This window comes from Paenibacillus sp. FSL E2-8871 (assembly GCF_038000345.1).
Classification (GTDB): domain Bacteria; phylum Bacillota; class Bacilli; order Paenibacillales; family Paenibacillaceae; genus Paenibacillus_AQ.
Window position 1 is genome coordinate 6,660,896 of record NZ_JBBOBV010000001.1, and the last position, 24,438, is coordinate 6,685,333.

At 41.3% G+C, this 24,438-nt stretch carries 19 protein-coding genes and 2 pseudogenes; 18 read left to right on the forward strand and 3 right to left on the reverse strand.

The annotated features are described in order from the left end of the window. Nucleotides 1–586 precede the first annotated feature (586 nt). The 4 genes from NYE25_RS29775 (at nt 587) to NYE25_RS29790 (ending at nt 3,919) form a co-directional block, all read left to right on the forward strand. Nucleotides 587–856, forward strand: a complete 270-nt coding sequence (locus NYE25_RS29775; protein ID WP_076287038.1) for a hypothetical protein — start codon at nt 587–589, stop codon at nt 854–856. A 345-nt stretch (nt 857–1,201) separates the two neighbouring features. Beyond that, a complete protein-coding gene (locus NYE25_RS29780) occupies nt 1,202–2,038 on the forward strand; it encodes a hypothetical protein (RefSeq protein ID WP_256721785.1) in 837 nt (278 codons plus the stop codon). Between the two features lie 24 nt (nt 2,039–2,062). Beyond that, nucleotides 2,063–2,848 carry an Imm47 family immunity protein gene (gene imm47 / locus NYE25_RS29785; RefSeq protein WP_341147554.1) on the forward strand — a complete coding sequence of 262 codons (786 nt, stop codon included), beginning with the start codon at nt 2,063–2,065 and terminating at the stop codon, nt 2,846–2,848. 441 nt (nt 2,849–3,289) lie between these two features. Continuing rightward, on the forward strand, nt 3,290–3,919 hold the full coding sequence (locus NYE25_RS29790; RefSeq protein ID WP_076287036.1) for a hypothetical protein: 630 nt from the start codon (nt 3,290–3,292) through the stop codon (nt 3,917–3,919). Nucleotides 3,920–4,406: 487 nt separating this feature from the next. On the opposite strand, the pseudogene NYE25_RS31365 reads toward NYE25_RS29790, so the two are convergent. After that, nucleotides 4,407–4,722, reverse strand: a pseudogene (locus tag NYE25_RS31365) (transposase); the annotation flags it as partial. 462 nt (nt 4,723–5,184) lie between these two features. Between NYE25_RS31365 and NYE25_RS29800 the strand changes: the two are divergent. From NYE25_RS29800 to NYE25_RS29815, 4 genes are all read left to right on the forward strand, one after another. Next, on the forward strand, nt 5,185–7,254 hold the full coding sequence (locus NYE25_RS29800) for an HNH endonuclease (RefSeq protein WP_341147556.1): 2,070 nt from the start codon (nt 5,185–5,187) through the stop codon (nt 7,252–7,254). A 2-nt stretch (nt 7,255–7,256) separates the two neighbouring features. Further along, nucleotides 7,257–7,685 carry an SMI1/KNR4 family protein gene (locus NYE25_RS29805; protein WP_076287069.1) on the forward strand — a complete coding sequence of 143 codons (429 nt, stop codon included), beginning with the start codon at nt 7,257–7,259 and terminating at the stop codon, nt 7,683–7,685. A gap of 496 nt (nt 7,686–8,181) precedes the next feature. Continuing rightward, nucleotides 8,182–8,316: a hypothetical protein gene (locus NYE25_RS29810; protein ID WP_341147557.1), complete on the forward strand. Its 135-nt coding sequence runs from the start codon at nt 8,182–8,184 to the stop codon at nt 8,314–8,316. Nucleotides 8,317–8,566: 250 nt separating this feature from the next. Further along, entirely contained in the window at nt 8,567–8,821 is a 255-nt protein-coding gene (locus NYE25_RS29815; protein ID WP_341147558.1) for a hypothetical protein, read from the forward strand. Between the two features lie 1,236 nt (nt 8,822–10,057). On the opposite strand, the gene NYE25_RS31370 is transcribed toward NYE25_RS29815, so the two are convergent. Continuing rightward, nucleotides 10,058–10,393, reverse strand: coding sequence for a Crp/Fnr family transcriptional regulator (locus tag NYE25_RS31370; protein WP_445667190.1), 336 nt, complete (start codon nt 10,391–10,393; stop codon nt 10,058–10,060). 18 nt (nt 10,394–10,411) lie between these two features. Next, a pseudogene (locus tag NYE25_RS31375) lies at nt 10,412–10,630 on the reverse strand (cyclic nucleotide-binding domain-containing protein); the annotation flags it as partial. Between the two features lie 557 nt (nt 10,631–11,187). On the opposite strand from NYE25_RS31375, the gene essC reads away from it, so the two are divergent. From essC to NYE25_RS29870, 10 genes are read left to right on the forward strand one after another with little or no spacing between them, the layout of a single operon-like run. Continuing rightward, nucleotides 11,188–15,174, forward strand: coding sequence for a type VII secretion protein EssC (essC, locus tag NYE25_RS29825; RefSeq protein WP_341147560.1), 3,987 nt, complete (start codon nt 11,188–11,190; stop codon nt 15,172–15,174). Nucleotides 15,175–15,194: 20 nt separating this feature from the next. After that, entirely contained in the window at nt 15,195–15,902 is a 708-nt protein-coding gene (locus NYE25_RS29830; protein WP_341147561.1) for a hypothetical protein, read from the forward strand. Between the two features lie 20 nt (nt 15,903–15,922). Then, entirely contained in the window at nt 15,923–16,174 is a 252-nt protein-coding gene (locus tag NYE25_RS29835) for a hypothetical protein (RefSeq protein WP_076286996.1), read from the forward strand. 27 nt (nt 16,175–16,201) lie between these two features. After that, entirely contained in the window at nt 16,202–17,659 is a 1,458-nt protein-coding gene (locus NYE25_RS29840) for a hypothetical protein (protein ID WP_341147562.1), read from the forward strand. Nucleotides 17,660–17,680: 21 nt separating this feature from the next. Then, nucleotides 17,681–18,031: a hypothetical protein gene (locus tag NYE25_RS29845; RefSeq protein WP_341147563.1), complete on the forward strand. Its 351-nt coding sequence runs from the start codon at nt 17,681–17,683 to the stop codon at nt 18,029–18,031. A 21-nt stretch (nt 18,032–18,052) separates the two neighbouring features. Then, nucleotides 18,053–19,102, forward strand: coding sequence for an SAF domain-containing protein (locus tag NYE25_RS29850; protein ID WP_076208263.1), 1,050 nt, complete (start codon nt 18,053–18,055; stop codon nt 19,100–19,102). 5 nt (nt 19,103–19,107) lie between these two features. After that, nucleotides 19,108–19,677 (forward strand): hypothetical protein, encoded by a 570-nt coding sequence (locus NYE25_RS29855; protein ID WP_341049235.1) that lies wholly within the window; start codon nt 19,108–19,110, stop codon nt 19,675–19,677. Nucleotides 19,678–19,683: 6 nt separating this feature from the next. Continuing rightward, nucleotides 19,684–20,517, forward strand: coding sequence for a hypothetical protein (locus NYE25_RS29860; RefSeq protein WP_341147564.1), 834 nt, complete (start codon nt 19,684–19,686; stop codon nt 20,515–20,517). After that, entirely contained in the window at nt 20,510–22,357 is a 1,848-nt protein-coding gene (locus NYE25_RS29865; RefSeq protein WP_341147565.1) for an ATPase, T2SS/T4P/T4SS family, read from the forward strand. The genes NYE25_RS29860 and NYE25_RS29865 overlap by 8 nt, the downstream gene beginning before the upstream one ends. After that, nucleotides 22,354–24,435, forward strand: coding sequence for a hypothetical protein (locus NYE25_RS29870; protein WP_341147566.1), 2,082 nt, complete (start codon nt 22,354–22,356; stop codon nt 24,433–24,435). Before NYE25_RS29865 ends, NYE25_RS29870 begins: the two co-directional genes overlap by 4 nt. Nucleotides 24,436–24,438 lie beyond the last annotated feature (3 nt).

A 24,438-nucleotide genomic window follows, 5' to 3' on the forward strand; every position in this document is an offset into this window, starting at 1 on the left:
CTACTGTAACCATATAAAATTTTTCTGAGTATTTATAAAGAATTACCTGCTAAATTAGAGGTTGTTGACCTTGAGGGGCTTTACGCCTTTCAAGGTTTCTTTTTGGTTGAGCTACCCAGTGCGAATTCTTATTAAACCAGTAACACGCTTTACCCATGTAATACCCATATAAAGATTTAGTCATTTCGTTTGTACGCACAATAATATTTGAAAGCTGTATGACAGGCTTTATATAAATACCGACGTACTACCTTTTAAATCTAGTGGAATCGGAACGTTAAGTGCGAATAATCGTGTCTCAGGTAAGGCGATCATAGCCCATGAAATTGTTGGATACTATGAGGCGTACGTAAATGGAAAAGCGTTTAATCTTTATGATGTTGATCCTGCAACATATGCAAGACATTCTGCTTTAAATGACGCGCAGGCTAGCATCAAGGCGGCTAGATTTGCTCCGAGTTTAACATTAACTGAAAGAATGACGTTACTTAGGGATGCAATCACACGATTGAAAAACGGTGGTTTTCATATTCGAGACGTGAAGGATGAATTATACATTCAAAGTAGATGAAAAGGAAGGTATCAAATGCAAAAGTTAATGGATGTTGGAGATGTGTTTGAATCCAAAGAATATGGGACTATTATAGTTGGAATTAACCCTGTTCACTCATCATTTAACGAGATCGGGGACAAGATTTTTGTTAGGACACCTGAAGACCAAGAGTTAGAATTGGAAGTTGTTTCATTTCAAGTTTCTAACTCATCTATTAATAAAAAAATGGTAGGCATATGTCTTGGTAAATCAATTAGACCCACAGATATACCATTAGGATCGGTGGTATATTCTTTTTCTTAGATTCATAATATCTTGATTATTAAATTAGAATTTAAATAATCATGGTATTAGTTTTAAGGTTGTTAGTAAAGCTACCCAGTGCCGATCGAACCCAACATTTAACCAGTAGCACACTTAACTGATGTAATACCGCTACAAGATTTCTTGATTTCTTTTTGTACGCAATTTAATGCTTGAACGGTATAACATAATTATCGCTAAAGCGTTACATAAAACAGGTCGATTATGGTCAAATACCACCATATGAATGACCTGTTTTTTGATACCTTCGTTTCTTGAGTTTTTTCAATTTTCTCGCAACTGTAGAATATCCTACAGTGATTATGATGATCGTGAACAGTGGAAATGGCGAAAGGAGCATTTAATCCAGACGAAGCATGGTCAGCGGATCATTGGCTCAACAGTCTGGGAATGGTAATGTTGTTGTATGGTCCAGTAGAAAAATCTTTGCTTCCTACAGGAGGCGCAGTTCTAAAGCCTCCAAAAGGGTTAGATTCTGTAAAAGGTTTTGAGGTACAAAAACCGTTGCCGGCATTTAGCACAAATGAAGGTTTTCAATTCAAGATAAATAATCTAGATATAGATACCCCGGCACTTCCACAGACCCCGATGCAAATCAATTTTAAGAATGAAATGGACCGGATATTAAGAGTGAAGATGGAGGGGAAAAGTGACAGTAATCATTCAATAAAGGACATGGAATTGAAGGCGGTTGAGGGGACGAGTGAAGGTAAACGGGCCTCAGGTAAGGATGAGTATGGCCCATATTATGATGAAGCAAAAAAATTGCATGAATCCAACCCTGATTGGTATCCTAACACTGATGAATCTATAGTAGTTAAAGGTGAAGAATTGAAGCAAGCACGAGCAGACTATGAAGCATTAGTCAGAAGGGGAGAGCTTGAAAAAGGCCATCATGTTCAAGGCTTATCGTTTGGAGGAGAAAATGTAGATTCAAATATAAAAATTACAGGAGAATCAACTATCCGACGAGAAAAGCTTGAAGACTTGGATTTGGATTTTTATCATGAAATGGGTTATGGTAAAGAAAATGCTAAGGTATTGAAAATATTTCAAAATAAAAATGGTATTATTTTATTCGGAAATAATCCTACTCATACAGAGGTCACAGTGTTCCAAAATAAAATTTTAAAATGGCTTCGGGATAATGGCAAGAGATAACGAATTGAGGGTAGGTGGAAAGACATGGGCAATATTATGAATAGTATTTGGTTTGGAGAGAAATCAACTAAAAATATTTCAGATATTAAAGATTGTATTTTACAATCTGATACAGAAACGAAAGTTATATTAAATTTAATTGAACTCTTTAAGATAGGAGATTTTACACAAAAACCACTATTAATTCAATTAATGAATCAAACAAAAGATGATGCTGTATTAAATTTATGTATTAGAATTTTTTTCTCAATCTCTACACACGATGATTTAAGAAATTCTAATAACTTTCATTTATTGAATGAAGCGACAGAAGAAACGGTGAATACATTTGCGTCAGCGGCTACTACTTCACTCTCCCTTGATATAATTCCTTACTTGTTGGCCTTACTTGAAGATTGGGATGAGATTAGTGATACTTCACTAATCCTCAGAGATTCAATTGATTCTTTTATAAACTATGAAGAGCATTTAGGTGAATATGTATCTGTAGATGAGATTGGCCAATATTATGTGAATATCAGTCAAGAGTACGATGTAGATAGTTATTATTTTAATAAAAAGTTAGCATTCCCTGGGGACTTGGCGAAAAGATTGATGGAAAGGGTTTTGATAGCGGCGAATAATGAAGAACCGCTAAGAATGGAGTTAATACCGTCTGTTTTATCTATTTGGACTGGTGTGAAAGTACCTGCTGAGTACAACACAGTAATAAATGCAAATAATTATAAAGATTTTATCAATTATATTAATGTACTTTCAAGTAAGAACTGGGAAAAGGGTCAAAAGTATTTTTACGGACACAAGTTATAATTTTTATTAATGGTGGTAACCGGAATATCAGGTTACCACTTTTTTTATTTCTCAATATCAAGAAACTACTTAGGGGACGGGTGAATCTAGTGACATTTATAAACATCAACAGTATAAGCAATCACTTCTTAAAGAAGATGTTTTATCTAACTCCGATGTCATCATTAAAGGCGAGGATTTATGAGATGATAAGGCTCGAAGGATATTAACTAGTGACGGTAGTAAAATAGAAGATTGGGCTAAAATGACATCAAAGCAACAGTATGAAACTCCGTATGGAAAGGGAGAAGTTCATTTTTATCAAAATCAGAAAACAGGAGGAATTAGCCCGTTTGATATAAAATTGAAGGATCCAAACCTAAGAATCTCAGAGCAAATGAAAACGACCTATTCTGGATAATTGAATTGGATGTCGATTTTAATATTAAAGGAGTAAGATAAATGAGAGTACGTCTTAAAGAGGATTTAGAGAAAAAAGAGAATCTATCAATAAATAAAAAATATATGGTTTATTCTGTGGAAACAAGCAAAAACGGCGAGGAACTATATAGATTGGAAAATGATATAAAACAAGTTGTGCCTTATTCAATCTCTTTATTTGACATTGTATCCGAGAAAGTAAATTCTGATTGGATATTGTGGAACAAGCCCAATAATAGTTCAGCTTTATTACCGAAGCAATTTGCTTATCTAAGTTTTTGGGAAGATTATTATACTGATGAATTAGAGGCTTTAAAAATATTTAATTTGGTTAAGGAACAGCTATTTCAAGAAGAATTAGATGAGAATGAGATGCGTGAGATTTTTGAACTAGAGAACGAGGATGAGATTACATTCGTTCTTAATGTTCTTTTTAAGACAAAAGACAATAGATTTATTAATCAAGTAATTCAATATGTAAAAACAAAATTGGAAGATAATTATGCAATAGACAATACTACACTACTTGCATTTCAATATCTGAGTCTATTCAAACAAAGTGAAGTAGAAGATTATTTCATTTATTATTTGACTAACATTGAGTTAGGAAACGACCAATTAACTGCGGTAGTAAATGAATATTTTAGTTAAAGAAGTAAATGACATGAATGGTGGTTAGGTCTTGCTTTTTGTCTTCGTGCAATTATTATTGTGGGGGCTACCCAGTGCCGAATGAACCCATCATTCAACCAATAACACAAATAACCCATGTAATACCCGTATGAAGATTTCGTCATTTTGTGTGTACTCACATCAATTGCTTTAATTTTTTAATCTGAATATCGCTATTCCGTTACATATAACAGGTCGATTATGGTCAGATACCACCATGATTGACCTGTTTTTTGTTATGTTCGCTTTCTTGCGGTTTATTCAAATTTACTCGCAACTGTAGATTACCTTGTAGCGATAGTGAGGGAGAGGAAGACAGAATCGCACCTTTCAAGATGGATAGCACGACAACCATAGTAAAGGTGAAATGCAAAGAATAGGACTTTGTCCGCAACTTAACGAACACTTGCAACGATGTTTAGGGTGTACGAAAGCAATCTGGTGACGACCAGTCAACATGTACAGGTAAGGTAACTAATTTGTTCTTCGATCCCGTTTTGTGCGATGGATACTTCTTAACGACAAGAGGCTCAAACTACCATAGACAGTCTCGAGGGATAACGATTTCCTGCTCTCCATACTCACTGACTACCGTTTTCCGACTCTTTCCGTTGAGACTGTTTTGTGTGAGCTTCGCCCTGACTTCATGCTTGCCATAGCCCAAATGAGTATCCATTTCGGCTTCTAACATCTCCTGAATCGTTTCGGTAAAATAGATCCTTTAAGGCATTCTGTTCATTTTTTGCAGAAACCAAATTACTCTCCTTGATAAACTCCCGCAATTGTTGTTTTGTCCAAAGTCACATGTGTTTCCCCAACCCTTCTATTATTTTCATTTTAATGGTTTAAGAGTTTACACAATATATTTTACAGACTCATTTGACGAGTAAGTACTTCGAAGAATTTCTAACAATGTTAATTGAATAATATAAAGCATCAGATACAAGAATCAATCCTATGGGGGCTATAACAGAACGCTATAGCGTTCAGTTAAACAGGTTGATTATAGGGAGCTACCACTATAATCAACCTATTTTTTTGCTGTCTACTTATTCTTACAGCAATGATTAGAATTAAAAAAATTAAAAGAAAGGATTTAAAGTAAAATAATGGGAAGTTAAGCCGATATATAGGTGTGCGCTCCAAATACTTAAGTTTTTAAAGATCAAGTAGTACATAAAGACCTGAGGGGTCGAAGAAAGTAGTGCATTGGATGGTCTAAGTGTAAGAACTGGAGGTCATAAATGGCATTGGACAAAATGGTATTTAAAGAAGATGAAGTCGAACGCCTACAGACGAAAATCAGACTGGTAAGCCAAGATACCAACCGGCTGTACTTGCAGCTGAGAGGTCAGACCAATAACTGGGGTGGTATTCCGCTGGGTTCAGATTTGATACGAGCTCAGACACTTATCAATGAACTGACAGTAGAAGCTGAAAAGCTTGAAGATATTATTCGTCTTGCAGTAAAAGGTGTTCAAGGTGCACAGGATGAGAACAAGAGGCAAGCTAATCAACTTTTTCAGCAGTTTGGTACTCTTGGAGGGATGTTCGGAAAACTTGGGGGAGGCAATGCAAGTGGGCAGTTTCCGATCCCAACGTATGCCCAGAAGATGGTCACGAATCTGATCACCTCGATTGCTGCTTTAATGGGACGGGATGAGTTGAATAGCGATCCTTTGGTGCAGAAACTCCAAACAACGGTTAAGAATTCCAGACTGGGAACGATCGACTCTATTGCAGCCCAAAGTAAGCTGAAGGATATCTACCAGGCACGGGATCAAATCGCAAAAGCGCAGACTGCTTATAAAGTATATCAAGCGTTTGGAAACAAGACTCAAATGGACGCAATGCATAAGCTGGCGGAAGACGCACGCCAAAAGCTGAAATATCTAGGCATAGACGAAGTCCATTACCAAGCAGGTAAGGATCTAAGTGGTTATTTCAAGAAACCAGCGGTTAAGGCGTGTGATTATGATCCGTCGATTACTACCAGCAGCGTACCATTAGTTCAGAATGAATCGTATCTGCTGATGCTCCGAATGGCGATGGAACCAGGAGATCAGGGAGCCTGGGCTAAGCGCCAACTCGTAGGGGAACGACTGAATATTCCGCCGATGGAGCTTCCAGATGGGACACCGATTACCGCATATAACAATAAGAATGAGATAACACTCAACTATTTTAATGCGCATGTATTAAAACCTAACGAAACCAATTCGTTATCGGCATATTATTTGTGGTTGGAATCAACCTACGGAATGACAGAATGGCGGAAAAAAGTGGTACAAGCGGATGCGGTTACGCGGGCATTTGTAGGATCTCTTATCGAGGAAACCGTTATGGGTGTAGTGGATACAGTGACGTTTACATTCCATTTTGTCATAGACCCGGAGAAGACGACACAGGAAATGGCAGATACAGCATCTTATATCATGCAACATCCAGAAGTATTGGTAGAAGCAGCGAAGAAGATGTATCATAACTTTAATGAGGGAACGCCGGAGGAAAAGGCTTCCATGCTGGGTGCAGCTGCTTCTGTATTGGTACCGGGGCTATCTGTGACTAAGGGTACAAAGGTAGGAAAAGTGGCCGATGGGGTACAAGATTTTGCCACTAAAGCGATGGAAGGCGTAAAAGACCTTAATAAAGTCCTTCAGAATTCCGGTCACTTGGCTGAACTCCCGAAATTCAAGCCATTTTTAAGCACGCCAGAAGGTGTGCCTTTCAGTGTAGGAAAGATCCCCATGGATTCGAATCCACTGCCCAAAACATTTGTGCAGGAGCATTATATAAATGAGATGAATGGGTTAGGGGATGTGAAAGGTGGTAAGATTGAGGGGACGGGTAAAAAGACAGGGAAGTTAGAACTGTCAGATTTTAAAGAAGAAATAATGAATACCAAGCCTATGAACTCACCTGTTCCTAAAAAGTGGTATGATAAAGGCGGTACTATTTCGTTAGATAAGAGTGGGACTTGGACTTATACTAATAAAGAAGGGATATCAGTTAGTTATCCTAATGGGTATCCTGACTTTTCAGCATATTACCACCCTACTGTTAAACCAGTACCAATTGAAGTTACTGTCCCTAAGAACCCTCAAGAAGACTTTAAAAAAGCTAATTTAGAAGCAGGGCTTAATAAGGATTCTGATCCGCCTGTGCCAGCAAGTAATAAACCTCCTGAAGGTTATTCGTGGCATCATCATGAAGATGGAAAGACAATGATTCTTGTTGATGAAGATATTCATAGAGAGTTTAGACATATCGGTGGTCAGTCTACAGTAAATGGAAAAAATAAAAAAGGAGAATAACCATGGCGAATATGGATCGAGCAAATGAGAAAATAACTATAAATGAAATTCGTGAATTTGAAGGTAAATATGTTCTTAATCTTCCTGAACAGTATATTGATTTTTTGCTTAAATATAATGGAGGCTATCCTGAAACATCTACATTTAAGATTTCTGATGAAGAGGGTGAAAGTGTCGTAAATAAATTTTACGGGATCGGTGATATGAAGGGAAATTTGGCTAAGGTGTTTGAGGTTTTAGATGGTGAGCTACCTGAGGGATTTATTTCGATTGCTAGTGATCCAGGAGGAAACGAGATTTGTATTGGAGTTAGTGAGAAATACTTTGGAAAAATATATTTTTGGATGCATGACATGGAGTCAGATGTAGAAATGGAAAATATGTTTTTTTTGAAAAACAGTTTTAACGATTTTTTTGAAAATTTATATTAAGGATTGTTAATACGAGAAATACCGCCCTTACTATTGGTCTTTTATCCTATTTAGGATGTTGATGAATAGACCCTACCCAGTGCCGAATAAGTCGGGCGGTTGAGCCTGAGCAGACTTAACCCATGTAATACCCGTATAAAGATTTGGTTATTTTGATTGTACGCACATTAAAGGCTTTATTTTTATAACCCAAATAGCGGTAATCCGTTACATTGAACAGGTCGATTATGGTCAGATACCACCATGATTGGCTTGTTTTTGTTATCTTCGCTTTCTTGCGTTTTTTCAAAATGAGTCGCAACAATGTACATTACCACAACGATAGATATGGTGAAAGGACTTTGTCGCAACTTATAAATTGGGTAAGACGACTACTGTTATTGTAAGGTTGGAAATCTATTGACGGGAAGGTCATGTGTTAAAGGCTAGCCACCGACTCCCTCATCTCTATAATACAAGAGGTAAATCCGTCAAAAGTTTTGCCGGAGGGGGACGCATGAACAACGTACAACTTTCCGTCGATAAAGTCGCCGTTGAATATCATGGAGTAACAGTCAACTTTTATAACCAACTGGCACTTTCATTCAAAGAATGGTTTGATATTAAACCTACCATTCGGCACAAAGGGTAGGTATACCATTGGAATTTAAGGCATAAGGATGCTTATCTTTATCTGCGTTATCAACCATGGTGGCAGAAAAAATCAAGAAAGTACACACTTGAAATCCACCCAGATCACTTAATTAAGTTTCAACGACTGCTTGATGCTCTGTACAACCATTCTCAGGAGGTTTATTTCAACCGACTTGGCTGAACTCCCGAAATTCAAGCCATTTTTAAGCACGCCAGAAGGTGTGCCTTTCAGTGTAGGAAAGATCCCCATGGATTCGAATTCACTGCCCAAAACATTTGTGCAGGAGCATTATATAAATGAGATGAATGGGTTTGGGGATGTGAAAGGTGGTAAGATTGAGGGGACGGGACAATCTGCCAATAATTTCAAATGGGGAAATCCTAAAAGTACTCCCACGTATGGTCATACTTTTTCAGAGCACGGTGCTAAGAAAAATCCATATCAGCTTATAGTGAATTTTCACAAGACTGGGAATATGAAGTGTCGGACTCTTCAAGAATAACCGAATTCTTATACGCCTATGAAAATATCTAATTAAACATAGACGAAAAGTTTGCTTTAATGATTATTATTATTTCATCCTTCAATGATGCTATATTAGAAAGTAAGGCTGAGGAGAGTTCAACTAGTCTGATCAGATATCATCTTCTTCAAGATATTAGTATTCATAAGAATACTATTTATTATTGGTCGATGTTGGATGAGGATGATCTGGAAAATTCTCATGCTGTTACATCTTTCATGAGGGAGATTGCATATGTCGCCAAATTAGATGGTCGAGACTAGAGTTGTTAGAGGTACTTAATTTAGCTTAGGCTTATTAAGGTTTTTTCTTCGTTGGGAGCTACTCAGTGCCGAATAAACCTATCAATCAACCAGTAACACACTTAACCTATGTAATACCCGTATAGAGATTTTGTCATTTCGTTTGTACGCACAGTAATGCTTGAAAGTTATAACCTAATTCACAATAAGGCGTTACATAGAACAGGTCGATTATGGTCAGATACCACCATGATTGACCTGTTTTTTGTTACCTTTGTTATCTGCGGTTTTTTCAAAATTAATCGTACTTGTTAAATATTATATAACTATAGTGATACTGAAAAAGAAAAATCGCACCTTTTAAGATGGAGAGCACGACAACTATAGTAAGGTGTTATTCAAAGAATAGGACTTTGTCCGTAACATAACTGACACTTGTAAAGATGATGTCGGTGCAAGAAAGAAATCTGGTAACGACCAGTCAACATATACAGGTAAGTTAACTAATTAGAATTCCGAGCACTTAGCTGAACTCCCGAAATTCAAGCCATTTTTAAACGCACCAGAAGGTGTGCCTTTCAATGTAGGGAAGATCCCGATAGAGTTGGGAGGTTTATGAATGAGAATTAAGCGTAACTTGATAATGCTGTTATTGTTTGCTTTGACGATTATACTTTCAGCCTGTAATGATAAAAAAGCTGCGATATTGTCCATGGAGAAGTACGGGATCTAGCTCAGCAAGGCGAGGCGTTCTCGTGGAAGGATTTTAAAGGGAATCCCTTTGAAGACGTCGGTTCAGGTTTGTACATCCGCAAATATGAAATCAATGATGACTACCATGTATTAGTTGGTGGCGGAAGTGTTGATGCAGCTCCTCTGTATATAAATCTTGTCAAAAGAAACGGAGAAAAGATCTATATCCGTTATGATGACATCGATCATTTTATCCTCAATTGAATGATGGACTTTTAGGTTATTCAAATCTTATTTCGTTAGATAACTCATCCAAATGCTCCCAATCGAGTACAACAATTTCTTGCTTAACTTTATATAAGATCTCCATGTCGGTGAGCCGCTGAATGACACGGTTTAAATGGCGGGGGGTAGTCCCAATCAAAGAGGCTATATCTGGGATATATGGCGTCTGAATTTCTTTTCCAAACTCACGTTGGAGTTGTATCGTTAATAAATAACTTGCAAGTCGTTCCTCGACAGCGCCTAGTAAGTTCGTTCGGGATGCGGATGTGCAGGTTAGAAGCTTGTAAGAAAGATGTTTCAGCAATAAGTCTTTAAAGCTATGGTTATCCATTAGGTCAGACTCAACCTTTTGTTTCGGGATAAATAAGAGAGAGGTTTGTTGTACCGCTTCCACTTGTGATTGGACCACAACCTCCTGCACGTATTCAATGTCCCCGAACAATGACAAGGGTGAGCAGAACCGTAATAACAAGGATTTTCCCGTTCCCACACTAGAAGAGACATTAGAACGCCCCTCCACTTGAAAATAAATTCCGTCCAGCTCATCCCCCTCACGTAAAATGATCTCACTCTGCCCGTAAACACTACATCAGGGAGCCTCTTAAGCGGTTGTCTGTTTGCATTTGCTTAAACATATATGAGATTTGATACCGGGAAATAGTTCGAGTTAGCAGGGATTTCCTACTTTTTTCACGGGTTAATTCCTTCCAGAAGTATGAATTCTCTCCAGTTTGGTAGAAATGGTCTGATGCATAGGGTCTAAAATGGAATATTGGATACAAAAAACTCGTAATTTTAGTCCTGAGAAGTAAGATGAACAAAAAGAAATAAAAAAAGTAAATGTGCCAAATGTCTTAAATTATATCAAAAAGAAAGTACGATGAGGTGACCTTAGAACTGGATCTATATACACTAGTAATTTTACTTTTATGAATATAATGGTAATTTATTGGGGATCTTTGAACCATTTTAGCAAAAAATGTTATGGAAAATATAAACTATTTAGTCGTCGAACCGATAATGCAGTATGTATCTCCTAAATTGGAAAATAATTTATTTTTTATTTAAAATTTACACTATTTATTCTTGTTAATCCAAAATTCCTATCCAGTGGTGATGAAAAAGATGAGTGCTCAAGAAATGCTAACTAATCAGGTACAAAGAACCCCTCGAATTAAACCAAATTACCCGGAAGGTGAATTGGTTTTGGAGGATCCTGCCCGGCCATCGGGAAAACCAACCTTCTCATGGTTGACGATTATAGTCCCCCCCATCGGGATGTTAGTCATCTCTATATTTATGTCAACATTGACCAGGTCGTTTACCATGCTGATATCAACCATGGGTATGACTGTTCTGACGGTCATGGTTTCAATTTTGAATTATAAATCCAGTGTGAAAAAACATCATGAACAGAACAAAAAACTTGAAAAGAAATATCTCAACTACTTATTCCAGGTTCGTAATGATTTACAAAGTGCCGCCAGTACGCAACGAGAAGCCTATACATATATCCATCCAAGTATTCAATCCTGCGTAGAAATCGTACGGGGGAGAAGCAAGCAGTTGTGGGAAAAAACCGGAATTGAAGATGACTTTTTGAATCTCAGGGTTGGTGTTGGTATCCAGCCGATTGCTCTGGTGCCAATATATAGCTCGAAAGCGAAAGCGATTGACGATGACAACCCTCTTGAAGAAATCGCCAGTAAAATATGCGAAGAGATGTATTTTGTGCGAGATATTCCGGTCTACATACCGCTAAGGAATATTAATACGCTCGGAATATACGGCAAACAGCAGGAGGTTCGTGATTTCCTCAATGGTGTTCTAGTTCATTTAACAACACACCAAGGCTACGATGATGTAAGAGTAATATGCGTGATGCAGCCTGATGATCTGCAGCACTGGGAATGGTTGAAATGGTTGCCCCATACATGGAATAAAAATCGAAGCCAGAGAAGTTTGGCTACAACATCCTTTGATGCCTCCAATATTGCGGATGAATTACTTCCAGAGCTTAGAAAAAGAGAAGAAAACAGCACGAATGGTTATGGACTACAGCCAATGCAGACCCCGCATTATGTTTTTCTGGTTTTTGCTCCTGAACTGTGGGACAGCACGGATATGATGAAGTATTTGCTCTCAGGTAATGCTTCACTTGGGGTGACCAGCATTTTTACATCGGAAAAGATTGATGTTGCGCTGCCGCTGAATTCCCAGGCTATTCTGGAAATCAAGGATGGTAAGGGGATGGTTCGAAAAGATACTAATCAGCTGTTAAGTCATTTAGCGGATTATTTTTCTGCCGATTCTCTGGATAAAAAAAATTCAGAGTTTTTTGCCCGTTCCTTGTCTCCGCTCAGAATTAAGGAAGGTCAAAATAACAGCTATATCCCACCAATGGTTACTTTTCTGGAGAGCTTTGAGGTTGAGCAGGTAGAGGATCTAAAGGTAATGGAGCGCTGGTCAAAAAACCAGGCTAACCGTACAATGTCCATTCCTCTGGGGCTCGGGGCAGGCGGGAAATTTCTTTTGTTCGATATGCACGAAAAAAGCTATGGTCCACATGGTCTAGTAGCCGGCACTACCGGATCGGGGAAAAGTGAGCTGCTTCAGTCTCTACTTTTGGGTCTGGCGGTAAATTATCATCCGCATGAGATTGCTTTTGTACTGATCGACTATAAGGGTGGAGGAATGGCTAATGCTTTTCTTGGACTTCCACATCTGGTGGGAACAATCACCAATCTTGGCGGTAATCAGATCAATCGGGCCCTTGCATCCATCAAAAGTGAGCTTTTGCGGAGACAGCGACTATTCAGTGAAGCCGGAGTGACCAGCATTGATAATTACATCGTTCTTTACCGCAATAAAGAAGTTAACCTTCCCTTGCCGCATTTGATCATAGTGGTAGATGAGTTCGCAGAACTTAAATCAGATCAACCGGAATTTATGAAAGAGCTAGTCAGTGCGGCACGGGTCGGAAGAAGCTTGGGGATTCACTTAATATTGGCAACACAAAAACCTTCTGGCGTAGTCGATGACCAGATCTGGAGTAACTCCAGATTTAAGCTATGTCTGAAGGTGCAGACACCTTCGGATAGTCAGGAGATGCTGAAACGCACGGAGGCAGCAGAGATCAAAGAAAAAGGCCGTGGGTATTTGCAAGTTGGTAATAATGAAGTATTCACTTTGTTCCAATCCTCCTGGAGCGGAGCGCCTTATCAAGCAGGGGAGACAGATCAGGATGGAAGTCCCAAGATGGATATCGTTTCACTAAGTGGTGAACGTAGAGCTCTGATTCCGAAAGCGAAAAACAGTGATCATGCCTCGCAACTGAGTGAGCTGCAGGCTGTGGTTAATCATATAGCTGCCATTTCTGCTGAGCAATCGATCGGAGAGGCCTTTCAGCTGTGGCTGCCTCCACTTCCGGAGACTATGACTTTAGCGGATGTTATAGATCAGAATCAGATCTGGGATGGGCAATCATGGAAGCAGCCAGATCAGAATCTTATTGCCACCGTTGGACGAATTGATAATCCGTCAGATCAGGAGCAATACAATCTGGATATTAATTTTAATCAGGATGGACATTTACTGGTTTATGGAGCGCCGAGCAGCGGTAAGACTACGCTGTTAAAGACAATTATCATGTCCCTCGCCTTGAAATATGAACCTGATTATGTTCATTTCTATATATTGGATTTTGGTACACGTACCTTGGGAGTATTCCACGAGCTTCCACATGTAGGGGATATTATTTTTCCAGAGGATGAACAAAAGCTTGGAAAACTGATCAGTTGGTTGTTGTCCCAATTGGATGAACGCAAACGTAAGTTTTCTCAGCTTGGAATCAGCAATTTGGTCTCGTACAGTGCGGCCACTGGAGAGAAGGTTCCTTATATTGTTATTCTGCTCGATAATTACACAGGATTCTCAGAAGCCTATGATGACTTTATCTTAGAGCTTTCCAAGCTGGTGCGTGAAGGCGGTAATTACGGGATATACTTCGTGTTCGCTGCCAATGCTGTAAACTCTTATCCTTACCGAATCAGCCAGAATATTAAGCAGGCTCTAGTATATCAAATGTCTGATAGATTGGATTATTCCAGTATTCTGGGCAGAACAGAAGGGATGGAGCCAACGAATACCGTAGGGCGCGGACTGCTCAAAGATAACCGGATTCTGGAATTTCATACCGCGCTTCCTGTGGATGGCAGCTCTGATGATCAGATTGCTGCCTCTCTCCGCCGGATTAGTTCGGAGATGAAAGGAGTGGCAGGAGTAAATAACCCTGTGGGGATTTCAGTGATCCCGGACAAGCTTTCACTGGCAGAGCTTCTGGAACGTGTGCCTAAGGAACAAGCGCAGGGGAATTATCTGGTACCGCTCGGGCTGGATTGGGATACTACACTTCCGGTAGAGATTAATGTAAAGCAGGTTAGCAATTTTGTAGTGTCTTATACTACTCAAAAGCATGTGGACTTTAGATTTAACGCCTTAATACAAGCTCTTGATAAATCGGCAGGCGAAGTAAATATGGAATTCCATCTGTTTGACAGTGGTGTTGTCAGTATACCGAGCCTGAAAGCTAGTTCAACGATTACGCGCTATATGAGTACAGCTGAAGAGTTTTTACAGCTCACACAATCCTTAGTGGATCAGCTTCAACTAAGGAAAAATGATGCCCGGCAAGCTTTTGCAGATGCCCAAAATCGTGAAGAATTTGACGAGGCTGAGTATATTCTGTCTAAGTATCCGCTTCTTGTCATTGTAATGCCACATCTTAAGTCCGCTTTTGATCTGATGGAGAATGATTCACTGGATCATTTGGAGCGGATAGCAAGGTTTGGCGGTGGACTTGGTGTATTGCTGCTGGTCGGCAGCGATTCGTTTGAACTGAATCAAATGCACTTGGTCACTGATTTTGCGGGTGAACTGATTAACAGTGGACATGCATTGTTGTCCGATGGAAGACCCAACGATCATTTGTCTTATGCTCCACTACTCGAGAATATGGAATACCATGAACTGAACGAGGTGTTGGACAATACTGAAGCGATGCTGCTAACTGAGGGGACCATATCACGCCTCAAAATGATTACAGAACTATAGATAAGCAGGTGAAGAAAGCGATGAAGCCGGCTCGTGAAATGTTTGAATTGCATCCTTTAGAAATTATCTATTTGACTGCTTTGATAGGAGAAACTAGTTTTCCAGGTCTGGACATCGATCTCAAAGGCGAATCGGAGCGCAATTTACGCTCCCTAATGGATACTCAGATGAGGTCGCTGGAAGTGAAGGGATATTTAGAGGTTGATTTTGTGGGGCTCGCTAAAGTGAATGAAGTGCTTCATAGAGGTATCGCTATTGCATCCAGCTGCAAATCTTATTTTTGCCAGCTTATGCATACAAATCAGCAGACTTGCAAGGTCTTCTATTTTGTTCAGGATGAAGTTTGGTTTGAACTTGAGCATCAGCCGGAAAGTAACACCTATAAGCTTCAGGAGATTTATGCACTACATGAGCTGATGTATCAGGTCATTGAGAGAATCCCTTTAGTGTGGGAATTGAGCGATAAAGATAAATTACAAAAAGCGATAAATAAAGAAGTAGATCTTGAAACGTGGGTGGGGAAGTCTCTTCAAGCAGGTGCATTCATAACTTCCTTGGCAGAAATCCAATGTATAACCGAGGAGGCACAGGTGATTCGCGAACTGAACCTGTTGATTCATGAAGATCAAATGTGGCTGCTGCGTGGGGTGGAAGAAGATGCCAGTCAAACCACACAATCCTTGTCTACAGTAGTAAATGAATTATGTAATTGGCTGCAAGAAGCTTAACAAATCTGGGGGATCAGACTATGTCAACTGCACTGACTACTTTTGTATTTAAAGGTGAAAGAGAGAAGTATTTGGATTTGGAAGTCTCTCTTTCTATTTCTACAGGGCAATGTATCGAGCTACTTAAGCAAGCCAACTGGCTTCCGGATAACTGGGAATTTAAATGTGAAGCTAGCCGTACGGGCGAAGAATGGATTGAGTTGGGGCCGCATGCTGTTCTCGCAGAGATTATACAAGGGGACGGAGCCATAGTTCGTATTTTGCCCTATTGAGCTGGGAGATCGTAAAGGAGGATTCCTATGAAAAGCGTACACTTAGTCTGCTCACCAGAACTTATAATGCTGCTATCCAGGTCGCTGGAGCATGAGGGTTATGTAATTTCTGGTAAACATTCTACATTACATAGTTTTATAAGTGGTTTCAGTAGCAAGGAGGTCGATCCTTCCGCCATTGTAATTATGGAGGGCGGCGCGGGTCTGGGCACACCGGTCAAGGCTGCGGATATTATCAGTTTCATGACACTGATCCGCAAATATCTTAAACATACGCGGTTGATTGTTCAGTTAGACCCGGCGCTGCAAACGGATATTGAATTTATACGGACCCTGGTAAATATGAACATACATGATCTTCAGTTCACTACGGAATTCCAGGGCGATGATCTTCTGAATTGGATCAAAGAGAAAAAAACTACAAGGGATTATTATCATATCCTGGGTAAAAAGAAAGGCCTTTTTTCTTCGTTTAAAGGCTCATCCTCAAGAGCAGCTTCTGGCGCGGCAGTGGAAGAGGCACCGTCTGCTCCTCCGAGACCGGTGGAGTCGCTTACCCGTCCACAGCCAGTGGCCGGTTCCAGCAATGTAGCGGATGCCGTCAACAGGAGACCTTCTGTTGCTCCTCGCTCTTCAGCAGGATCAACCCCGCCTAGACCTAAGCCTCCGGCCAGAAAGGAGACCCCGTCATTAGCCGAAGCGGAAACGCTGGAGAGTCTGGAACAATCTATTCCGGTAGAAGAGGAGTCGACGCCAGCAGCAAGTACGAGAATTCTGGGCAGCAATGTACCACTTGTCATTGGAGTTTGTGGTGTCGGAGGGGAAGAAGACGTAGGTGCGGCTGCATTTCTGCTGGCCGCGGGTCTAGCAGAACTGGGCTGGAAGCCTCTGGTATGCGGAGATGACAGGCCCGAAATCAGTTCGCTTGAACAGATTGTTTTTAAGGGTGAGAAAGAAGATTCGGTTTCTACCATGTTCGAATATGAAGGAGTCACTTTCTATCGCAGAGGGTATTCGTGGGATATTTCGGAGCTTTTGGCCAGTGAGTTCACGCATATCATTCTATGGGTGGATATCCATCGGGAGCGGAAGGGCACCAGCGGACTCGAGCTGTGGTGGAACTCGCAAATTCCTATTTTGGTAGGCAACGGGGCTATGTGGAAGTATGAACTGCTGAAAGAGAAGCTGAACACCCTTAATCCTTATGAGCGCAAGCGGTGCAGGCTACTGCTGGAAAATGGACATCAGGAAGTATTACAAATGTTGAAAAAGGATTTTGCAGAAATTCAAACGACACTGATGCCTGCACATCAAGATCCTTTGTATCCAGATAAAGCGGCTGTCGAATGGGTAATGAAGCTGCTGACCGTTCAGAAAAAGCTCTTTCGCAAGCAAACATTGCTCTGGGGAATTGTTGGGACGGTTTTGTTTGTGACCTTGTTATTAATAGGCATAGGATTTTCATTTGTTCCGGAGAGCCGGTAATTATCAATCAGGAGGCTGGGTATGAATTCAGGTATGGTAAGGGGCATTGCTTTTGATTGCCATCGACTTCTCTCTCCTGCCCAGGAGTGCAGCGATAAGATGAGAGCAGCAATCACAGGAGTGTCAGGTTATTGGGTAGATTTGGGTGGGGAAGAGTTTAAGCAGCATTGTGAGGAATGGATTAAGAAAATGAACGAATTTAAATCTACCATCGCCCAAATTGAATCAAATATGATGAAATATGCAGATAAATTACAGGTGGAGGAAGAGAGAGCGGAAGCAGCCAGACTTAAGGAAGCTGAGAGACAAGCCTCCGAACGGGCAGCAGCGGCAGCGGCGGCGGCCGCAAAATCGAAAGGGAAAATCAAATAGGGATGGAAATGAGGTCTTGAAGTGGCAATACGTAAGCGGAAAAAAATATTGAGATATACGATCCTATCAGGTTGTCTTGTTGCCGTTGCCACATCCGGGGTATGGTTTGCAACTTATCGCCATTATAACGCTAAGCTGATCGACGAGCGGGCAGCTTACGAAGAACAGCTGAATGATAAAGATGAAGTCTTGCAGCGCTATATGGACCAATCCCAGACAGCCTATGTTCTGATATCTCCAAAGCTAGCTGGAGAGGTGATTACTGCTGAGGATGTAATGGAAGAGAAGCTACCCAAATTCTCCTCACCGGATAATCTGATCAGTGAGTCTAAAGCGATTGTAGGCAAGTACTTGAAGATTGATGCATTGTCAGGCACAGCGGTAACTACTGAAATGGTACGTGATGAAGCGAGATTGGAGCCATCAGAACGAAAAGAAGAGACTGAATATATTAAACTGCCGCTTCGGTTAACGAAAAAAGATGTCGTAGATATTCGGATAGTTTTCCCAAATGGCGAGGATTACATAGTCGTAGGAAAGAAGTCGCTGAAGGACGTAGATTTAGCGAATCAATATACATTTTTTAATGACAATGAAGAAGAAGCACAGCTCCTGCAAGCTGCCCTGGTGGATGCATACATAAATAACGCGGAGCTGTATATGAAACAGTACGTAGAACCGGAGCTTCAGCCTGAACCTGTAGTCAATTATGTCCCTAATCTGGATGTACTAGGAGTAATTAAGGATAATCCTTTCATTATAGATCAGGCCAAGTGGAGTCTTGCTGCCAATCTTCGGAAAGAACTGGAGAAACGACTCGAAGTTATGGAGGATGAAGATAGAATTCGTGTCGGAGCACAGGCACCAAGCGGCAGTGGTGTGATCCAGAGAAAGGCTGTGCAGGGAGCGGCAGCAGCAGAGGAGGCTGCGAAAGTTGATGACAGCCAATCCGTGAACGGAGTGATAGATCGGACCAATCAAGCGCCGATCGATTCAAGTGCAGACCAGAGTTCAACGGGTGTGACGAATAAAGAAGCAGCCACAGATGACAGTCTGCTGGAAGGAGAGTGACCGATTTGCACATTGTTGTCGCAGGGGATTGCGAGAAGCACGATTTCATACTGGCAGCGGCTATTCTGTTGAAAAGTTATTTCAACAACGATGTCATGATTATTTCGGATAACAGCAGGAATTATCAGTATTTTGAAGGTGAAGTGTCTGGTATAAAGATTGCTGATTCAACCGTAGCTGACAAACCGGATATCGTTCTGTATGACTGGCATCATGGGTATCCTGAGGGTCTTGAGGAGGAGATTATTGTCTTCGCAACCACCTATGAACGTCAGGCTATGGAGAACGTAGATATGTTGCTGGATCAGAAACGGATACCTACTGTACTGCTTGTCATAGAAGAAGAATGCGGACTTGGACTGAAGTATGTGGATAAATATTATCCAGTGATTACTTCGAAGATCAGTTACATCAGTAGTCCGGAGCGAAGAATTGATTGGGTCCATGATGGAAGGGTGGATCTTAAGGTAGATAAGGATTTTGCCGAAGCCGTAAATGACTTTTTGATTGAAATTTGCGATGTTCCAAAGCAAGACATCAAGAAGCTGTGGCAGTATGCAAGGAAACGGGGGTAGGTAATTATGCTAGTAGCTTTCTGGGGACCTGCTCAAGGGCAGGGGAGAACAACTTCGAATATGGCAGCTGTTGCGGCTACCATAGCGCTAGATCATCATATCCGCGTGTTAATGACACATACGCATTTGGAGCAAGGGGTGCTTGAGCATTTGTTCTCACAGACAAGAACAACGCTTCAGTCTGCACAGACCACCGGCGGAATGGATGCGATTGAGAGATTAGTGCAGTGTGGAATGCTTACACCTGAAGGAATTAGAGATCATGCGGAGTCCATTCTTAAGGATCGGTTGGAACTGCTTAGGGGATCTATGAGTACTGAGAAACATGAGACAAAGCTCTTGCTTCCGCATATCTACAAAGATTATCGCAGGTTTTATGATTTGTTATTTGTGGACCTTTCCTCTGAAGATGATCCGGATGTTGTGTCTCTGGTTATGGAGCAGGCAGATTTGATTGTGGTTAACCTAAATCAGAATCAGGTAAGTCTGGATTCCTATTTTTTGAATAAAAACAATGCTCCTGTGCCGAGTCATAAGCCAGTCCTCTATTGTATTGGGGCTTATGAGCGCAGCTCCAGGTTCAATAAAGAGAGAATTATTAAGCTGTATGAATTGAAGAAAAAAGCAGTAGGTGTTATCCCACATCATATTGGTTATATGGATGCTCAAAATGAACGGCGTTTTGTTCAGTTTCTATTGAAGGCAAGAGAAGCTAAATCCCGTTTTCTGGAGTTTAGTGAGGACGGAAGCTTCACTGAGGCGGTACGACATATGGGACAGCTTATTCTCCGGATGCTGGAGATTTCTCCAGTATCGGAATTGGATGCTGCGAATGATTAATCTGATTCTGATCTTTGTAGTCCTGTTAGCTATTGGAGTGTTCCTGTACTTATGGCTGGGCAGACGTAAGGATGCTGCTCCACCTTCCGTCCAACTGAAATATGATATGAATGAAATCGTGCTGTTTCTGAGAAGGGCTTTTGAGGAGATTATAGCTGCGTCTCTTTATGAAGGAAGCCCAAGTGAGGAAGAATACAACCGTCGGAAGGCGCGGCGAAGGGAATTGCAGAAAGCGCTCCGAAGTTGCATGCACGGCGATCTATCCGCTAAGAAATACGTGAAGCTTTATATGAAGGATCTATTAGTTCAGACCTACGGTCTGGATGAAGGAAATGTAGATAGGATTATCAGCTTCGGCCATACGAATCGATTGACTTCACAGGATTGCTTCGATATCTTGCTTTATGTTTTCAAAAAAGATCATGGTCAGAATGCATTTAATGTAATAGTAAGCAAATATAGCCTGGATACACTGCAAAAGCTGCCTGATGGATCTAAAGGGTATAAGATCACCGAAGAGCAGATTCGCCATATCTATCAGTCCGAGCAGCCGAGATTGTCCATTCAGGACAAGATTGAAATTATTGTTCAGAGAGCTTATCAGATTTATAAGGGGCTCGGCGTTATTGATGAGCTTCGAGATCAGAATATCGACGGAGTCAATGGAGGAACAAGTGGCATGCCTCCTGATGTCGTGCAGACTACAGATTTTCTGGAATATACGAAACAGCAGCATTTCATACCACAATCCTATGATGCGGTGTGGACGTTCTACCGCGGAAAGTCCCTTCACCTGGAATTCTTAAGTTTTGGTTCTGAGAAGGAGCTTAAGCGGGTTTGCCAAAATATCTATGGGTTTGGTAACCCTGGACAATTAAATGAATCCAAGGGTTATATCATCAACGATATGGCTGATGGCAGCCGGGTCGTGGTTGTGCGGCCCAAAATGGCTGAAAGCTGGGCTTTTTTTGTCCGCAAATTTAACGATTCGCTCGTGGAATTGGATCAGCAGATCCAAGATCAAGGGGCACAGCTTGCGATTGATATGCTTGTTTTTCTCATCCTGGGCCATCAGGTCACTGCTATCACTGGCAGACAGGGCTCGGGGAAAACAACGCTGCTTAAGGCACTGATCAAATATATTGATTCGAAGAATATCCGGATTCAGGAGACTTCCTTCGAGATCTGGGCAAGAAAAATGTATCCGGGTAAAAATATTTTATCCTTTAGAGAAACCCCCTCCGTTAGTGGGCAGGATGGGCTGGATGTGCAGAAAAAAACGGATGGCGCTGTGAATATTGTTGGTGAGGCGGCTACTCATAGTGTGGTCAGTTATGTGATTCAGGCAGCCCAGGTAGCTTCTGAATATACATTATTTACACACCACGGCAAAACGCTGCCCAATTTGGTCAGCGCTTTGCGCAATAGTCTTATCGCATCGGGAGCCTTCAGTAATGAGAAAATTGCTGAGGTTCAGGTTGTTGAGGCGCTTGGTTTCAACGTCCATCTGGTCCTGCGTGCTGGGAAAAGATATATCGAACGGATTACAGAGATTATCCCGGCAGATCCACAGTTCGAATATCCTCAGAACTACAAGGATCCTGAGAATATTACGGACAAGCTGGATGCTTTTATGGATACCGTGACCGAATATTTTGGCCGGATGACAGATCGGCGTTCCTATGACTATAAGGATGTCATTGTGTGGGAAGCCGGAGAATACGTGACCAAGCATCCGATCAGCAGCCGTAAAATCGATGAAATGCGCAAAAATATGGATGAAGAGGATGCACTAAAATTCGCTGCATTTCTTGAGAAGTATTGGGGGCAATCCGCATGAATCTGCAAAACCTATTGTTGATTATTTTGGGAACCTCGGGAGTGCTACTGGTTGTCCTGCTTGTGCTGCTTAACATAGTGCAGCGTAAATTGAAGGGAACACAATATCAAGAGCAAAGGCGACTAAAGGCTCTCCTGCCAACGAGAACAAAGGAAAAAAGATGGTTGGAGCAGGCCCATAAAACTTATCCGGTACTTGATGAACTGCCATTAGTGAAGAAACTTCTTCACCGGATGCGCTCGCGTCTGACCTTGGTTCATGCAGGCAATGAAATCATGATCAGAAGTCGCGCGGCTGCGCTGACGCTAATGATTGTTGCTTGTATTCTGATCATTTCGTTGAGTTCATTCCTCTGGACTTCATCCTGGGTAAGCCGTGCGACTATTATGCTAGTCTCAGTTTATCTTGGAGGTGTCCTTAGTGATCTCTTCATTGGGCGTTTAGTAAAGCAGATGTTATATGACCAATCGTCCATGATTCTGGATATTCGCCATGAATATCATCAGACACATATGGTGCAAGTCAGCTTGGAGAATTCTGCGGAACGTTCGAAACCAATGGTAGCCGTGCATGCCCGGCAGATTGCCGGGATTCTGGCAGCGGTGGACCCGGAAGATGAACTGCAGAAATATTATGAGATTGCACCTAACCGTTATATGAAGCAACTGGCTGGGGTGAGTTACAAAATAGGTGAATATGGTGATGCGGATATCCATAAAGGGGAGCGTTCGATTTATCTATCGATGCTTGGCAATATCAGAGAAGAGATTCATATGGATATTAATCGACGTGAACGAATCGATCGTTTGTTATATGGTATCGTTTTTGTAGCCATTTCACCGGTATTCATGCTGGATCCAATCCGCAATTGGGCGGAGGGAATGTTTCCTATTGTATCTAATTACTACAATTCGGCCTGGGGGTTATATTCTTTAATCTTACTTTATATCACGTTCATAATATCGTTTATTGCCTTGCGGATTCTCAAGGGTGTGGATGAAGATACACAATCTATCAAAGATGAGGGTAAGTGGTTAAAACGGATTCTGAAGAAAAAATGGATCTTTAAATTGGTGGATCGAATCACGCCGGCAGAACATGAGCCTCTTCATTTCAAGGTAGCCGGCAAATTGAAGGATGCTAACTCTGGGTTGTCGCAACAGGCCTTCTTTTTGCAGAAAACATTAGCGGCAGTAGTTATCTTTATGCTGATCGTATCGCTTCAATTTTCCATCCATGCCAATATCAAGCACAACATTTTGCACCCCAATAAGCAGATTACAACAGGGGGCAATCAGACAGAATCTCAGAAGATGCTGAGCGAGGAACGGTACGCTTTTGAGCAGACTTTAATTGGAGAACTGGTAGCGAAGGATATTACACCGGATCAGATGTTGTCCTACATTGAGGAGAAAGCTGAGAACAAGTCTTTTGTGCAGAACAGTCTGAATCAGAATACCTATGCTGCACAGTTAGTGAATAGGGTTGAACAATATCATGCGGAAATTTACAAATGGTATGAGCTGCTACTAGCCTTTGGGCTGGCGGTGGCCGGCTTCTATCTTCCCGACGCTTATTTAATCATTCGTACCCAGCTGCGAAAGTGGGAAATGCAGAATGAGGTGGATGGCTTCAATACGCTTTCTATGATGTTGTCTCAATTTCCGAATATCAGCGTGTACGAAATGATAGAGTGGCTGCATCGTTACAGCTATATTTTTGAGCGGCAGCTGCTGCGCTGCATGCTGGATTATGAGGCTGGAGGCTGGAGCGCCATTGAGAATCTGAAGGAGGACGCGCGGTTCGTTCCCCTCGAACGGCTCGCAGACCGCTTGCAGGTGGCAGCCGATCTGATTCCGGTGAAGAAGGCGTTTGATGATATGGATGCGGAGAGGGCATTCGCGATGGATCAGCGCAAGGAGCACTATGAGAAGGTCATCAGCAGGAAAAGTACACTGGGTAAAATGTTCGGGTTCTTGCCGATGCAGGCAACGTTCACCTTATATTTACTGCTTCCCTTCGTCTATATGGCCTTTCAGCAGCTGGGTGACCTGACTGTTGTAACTGGCAAAATGTGAAGG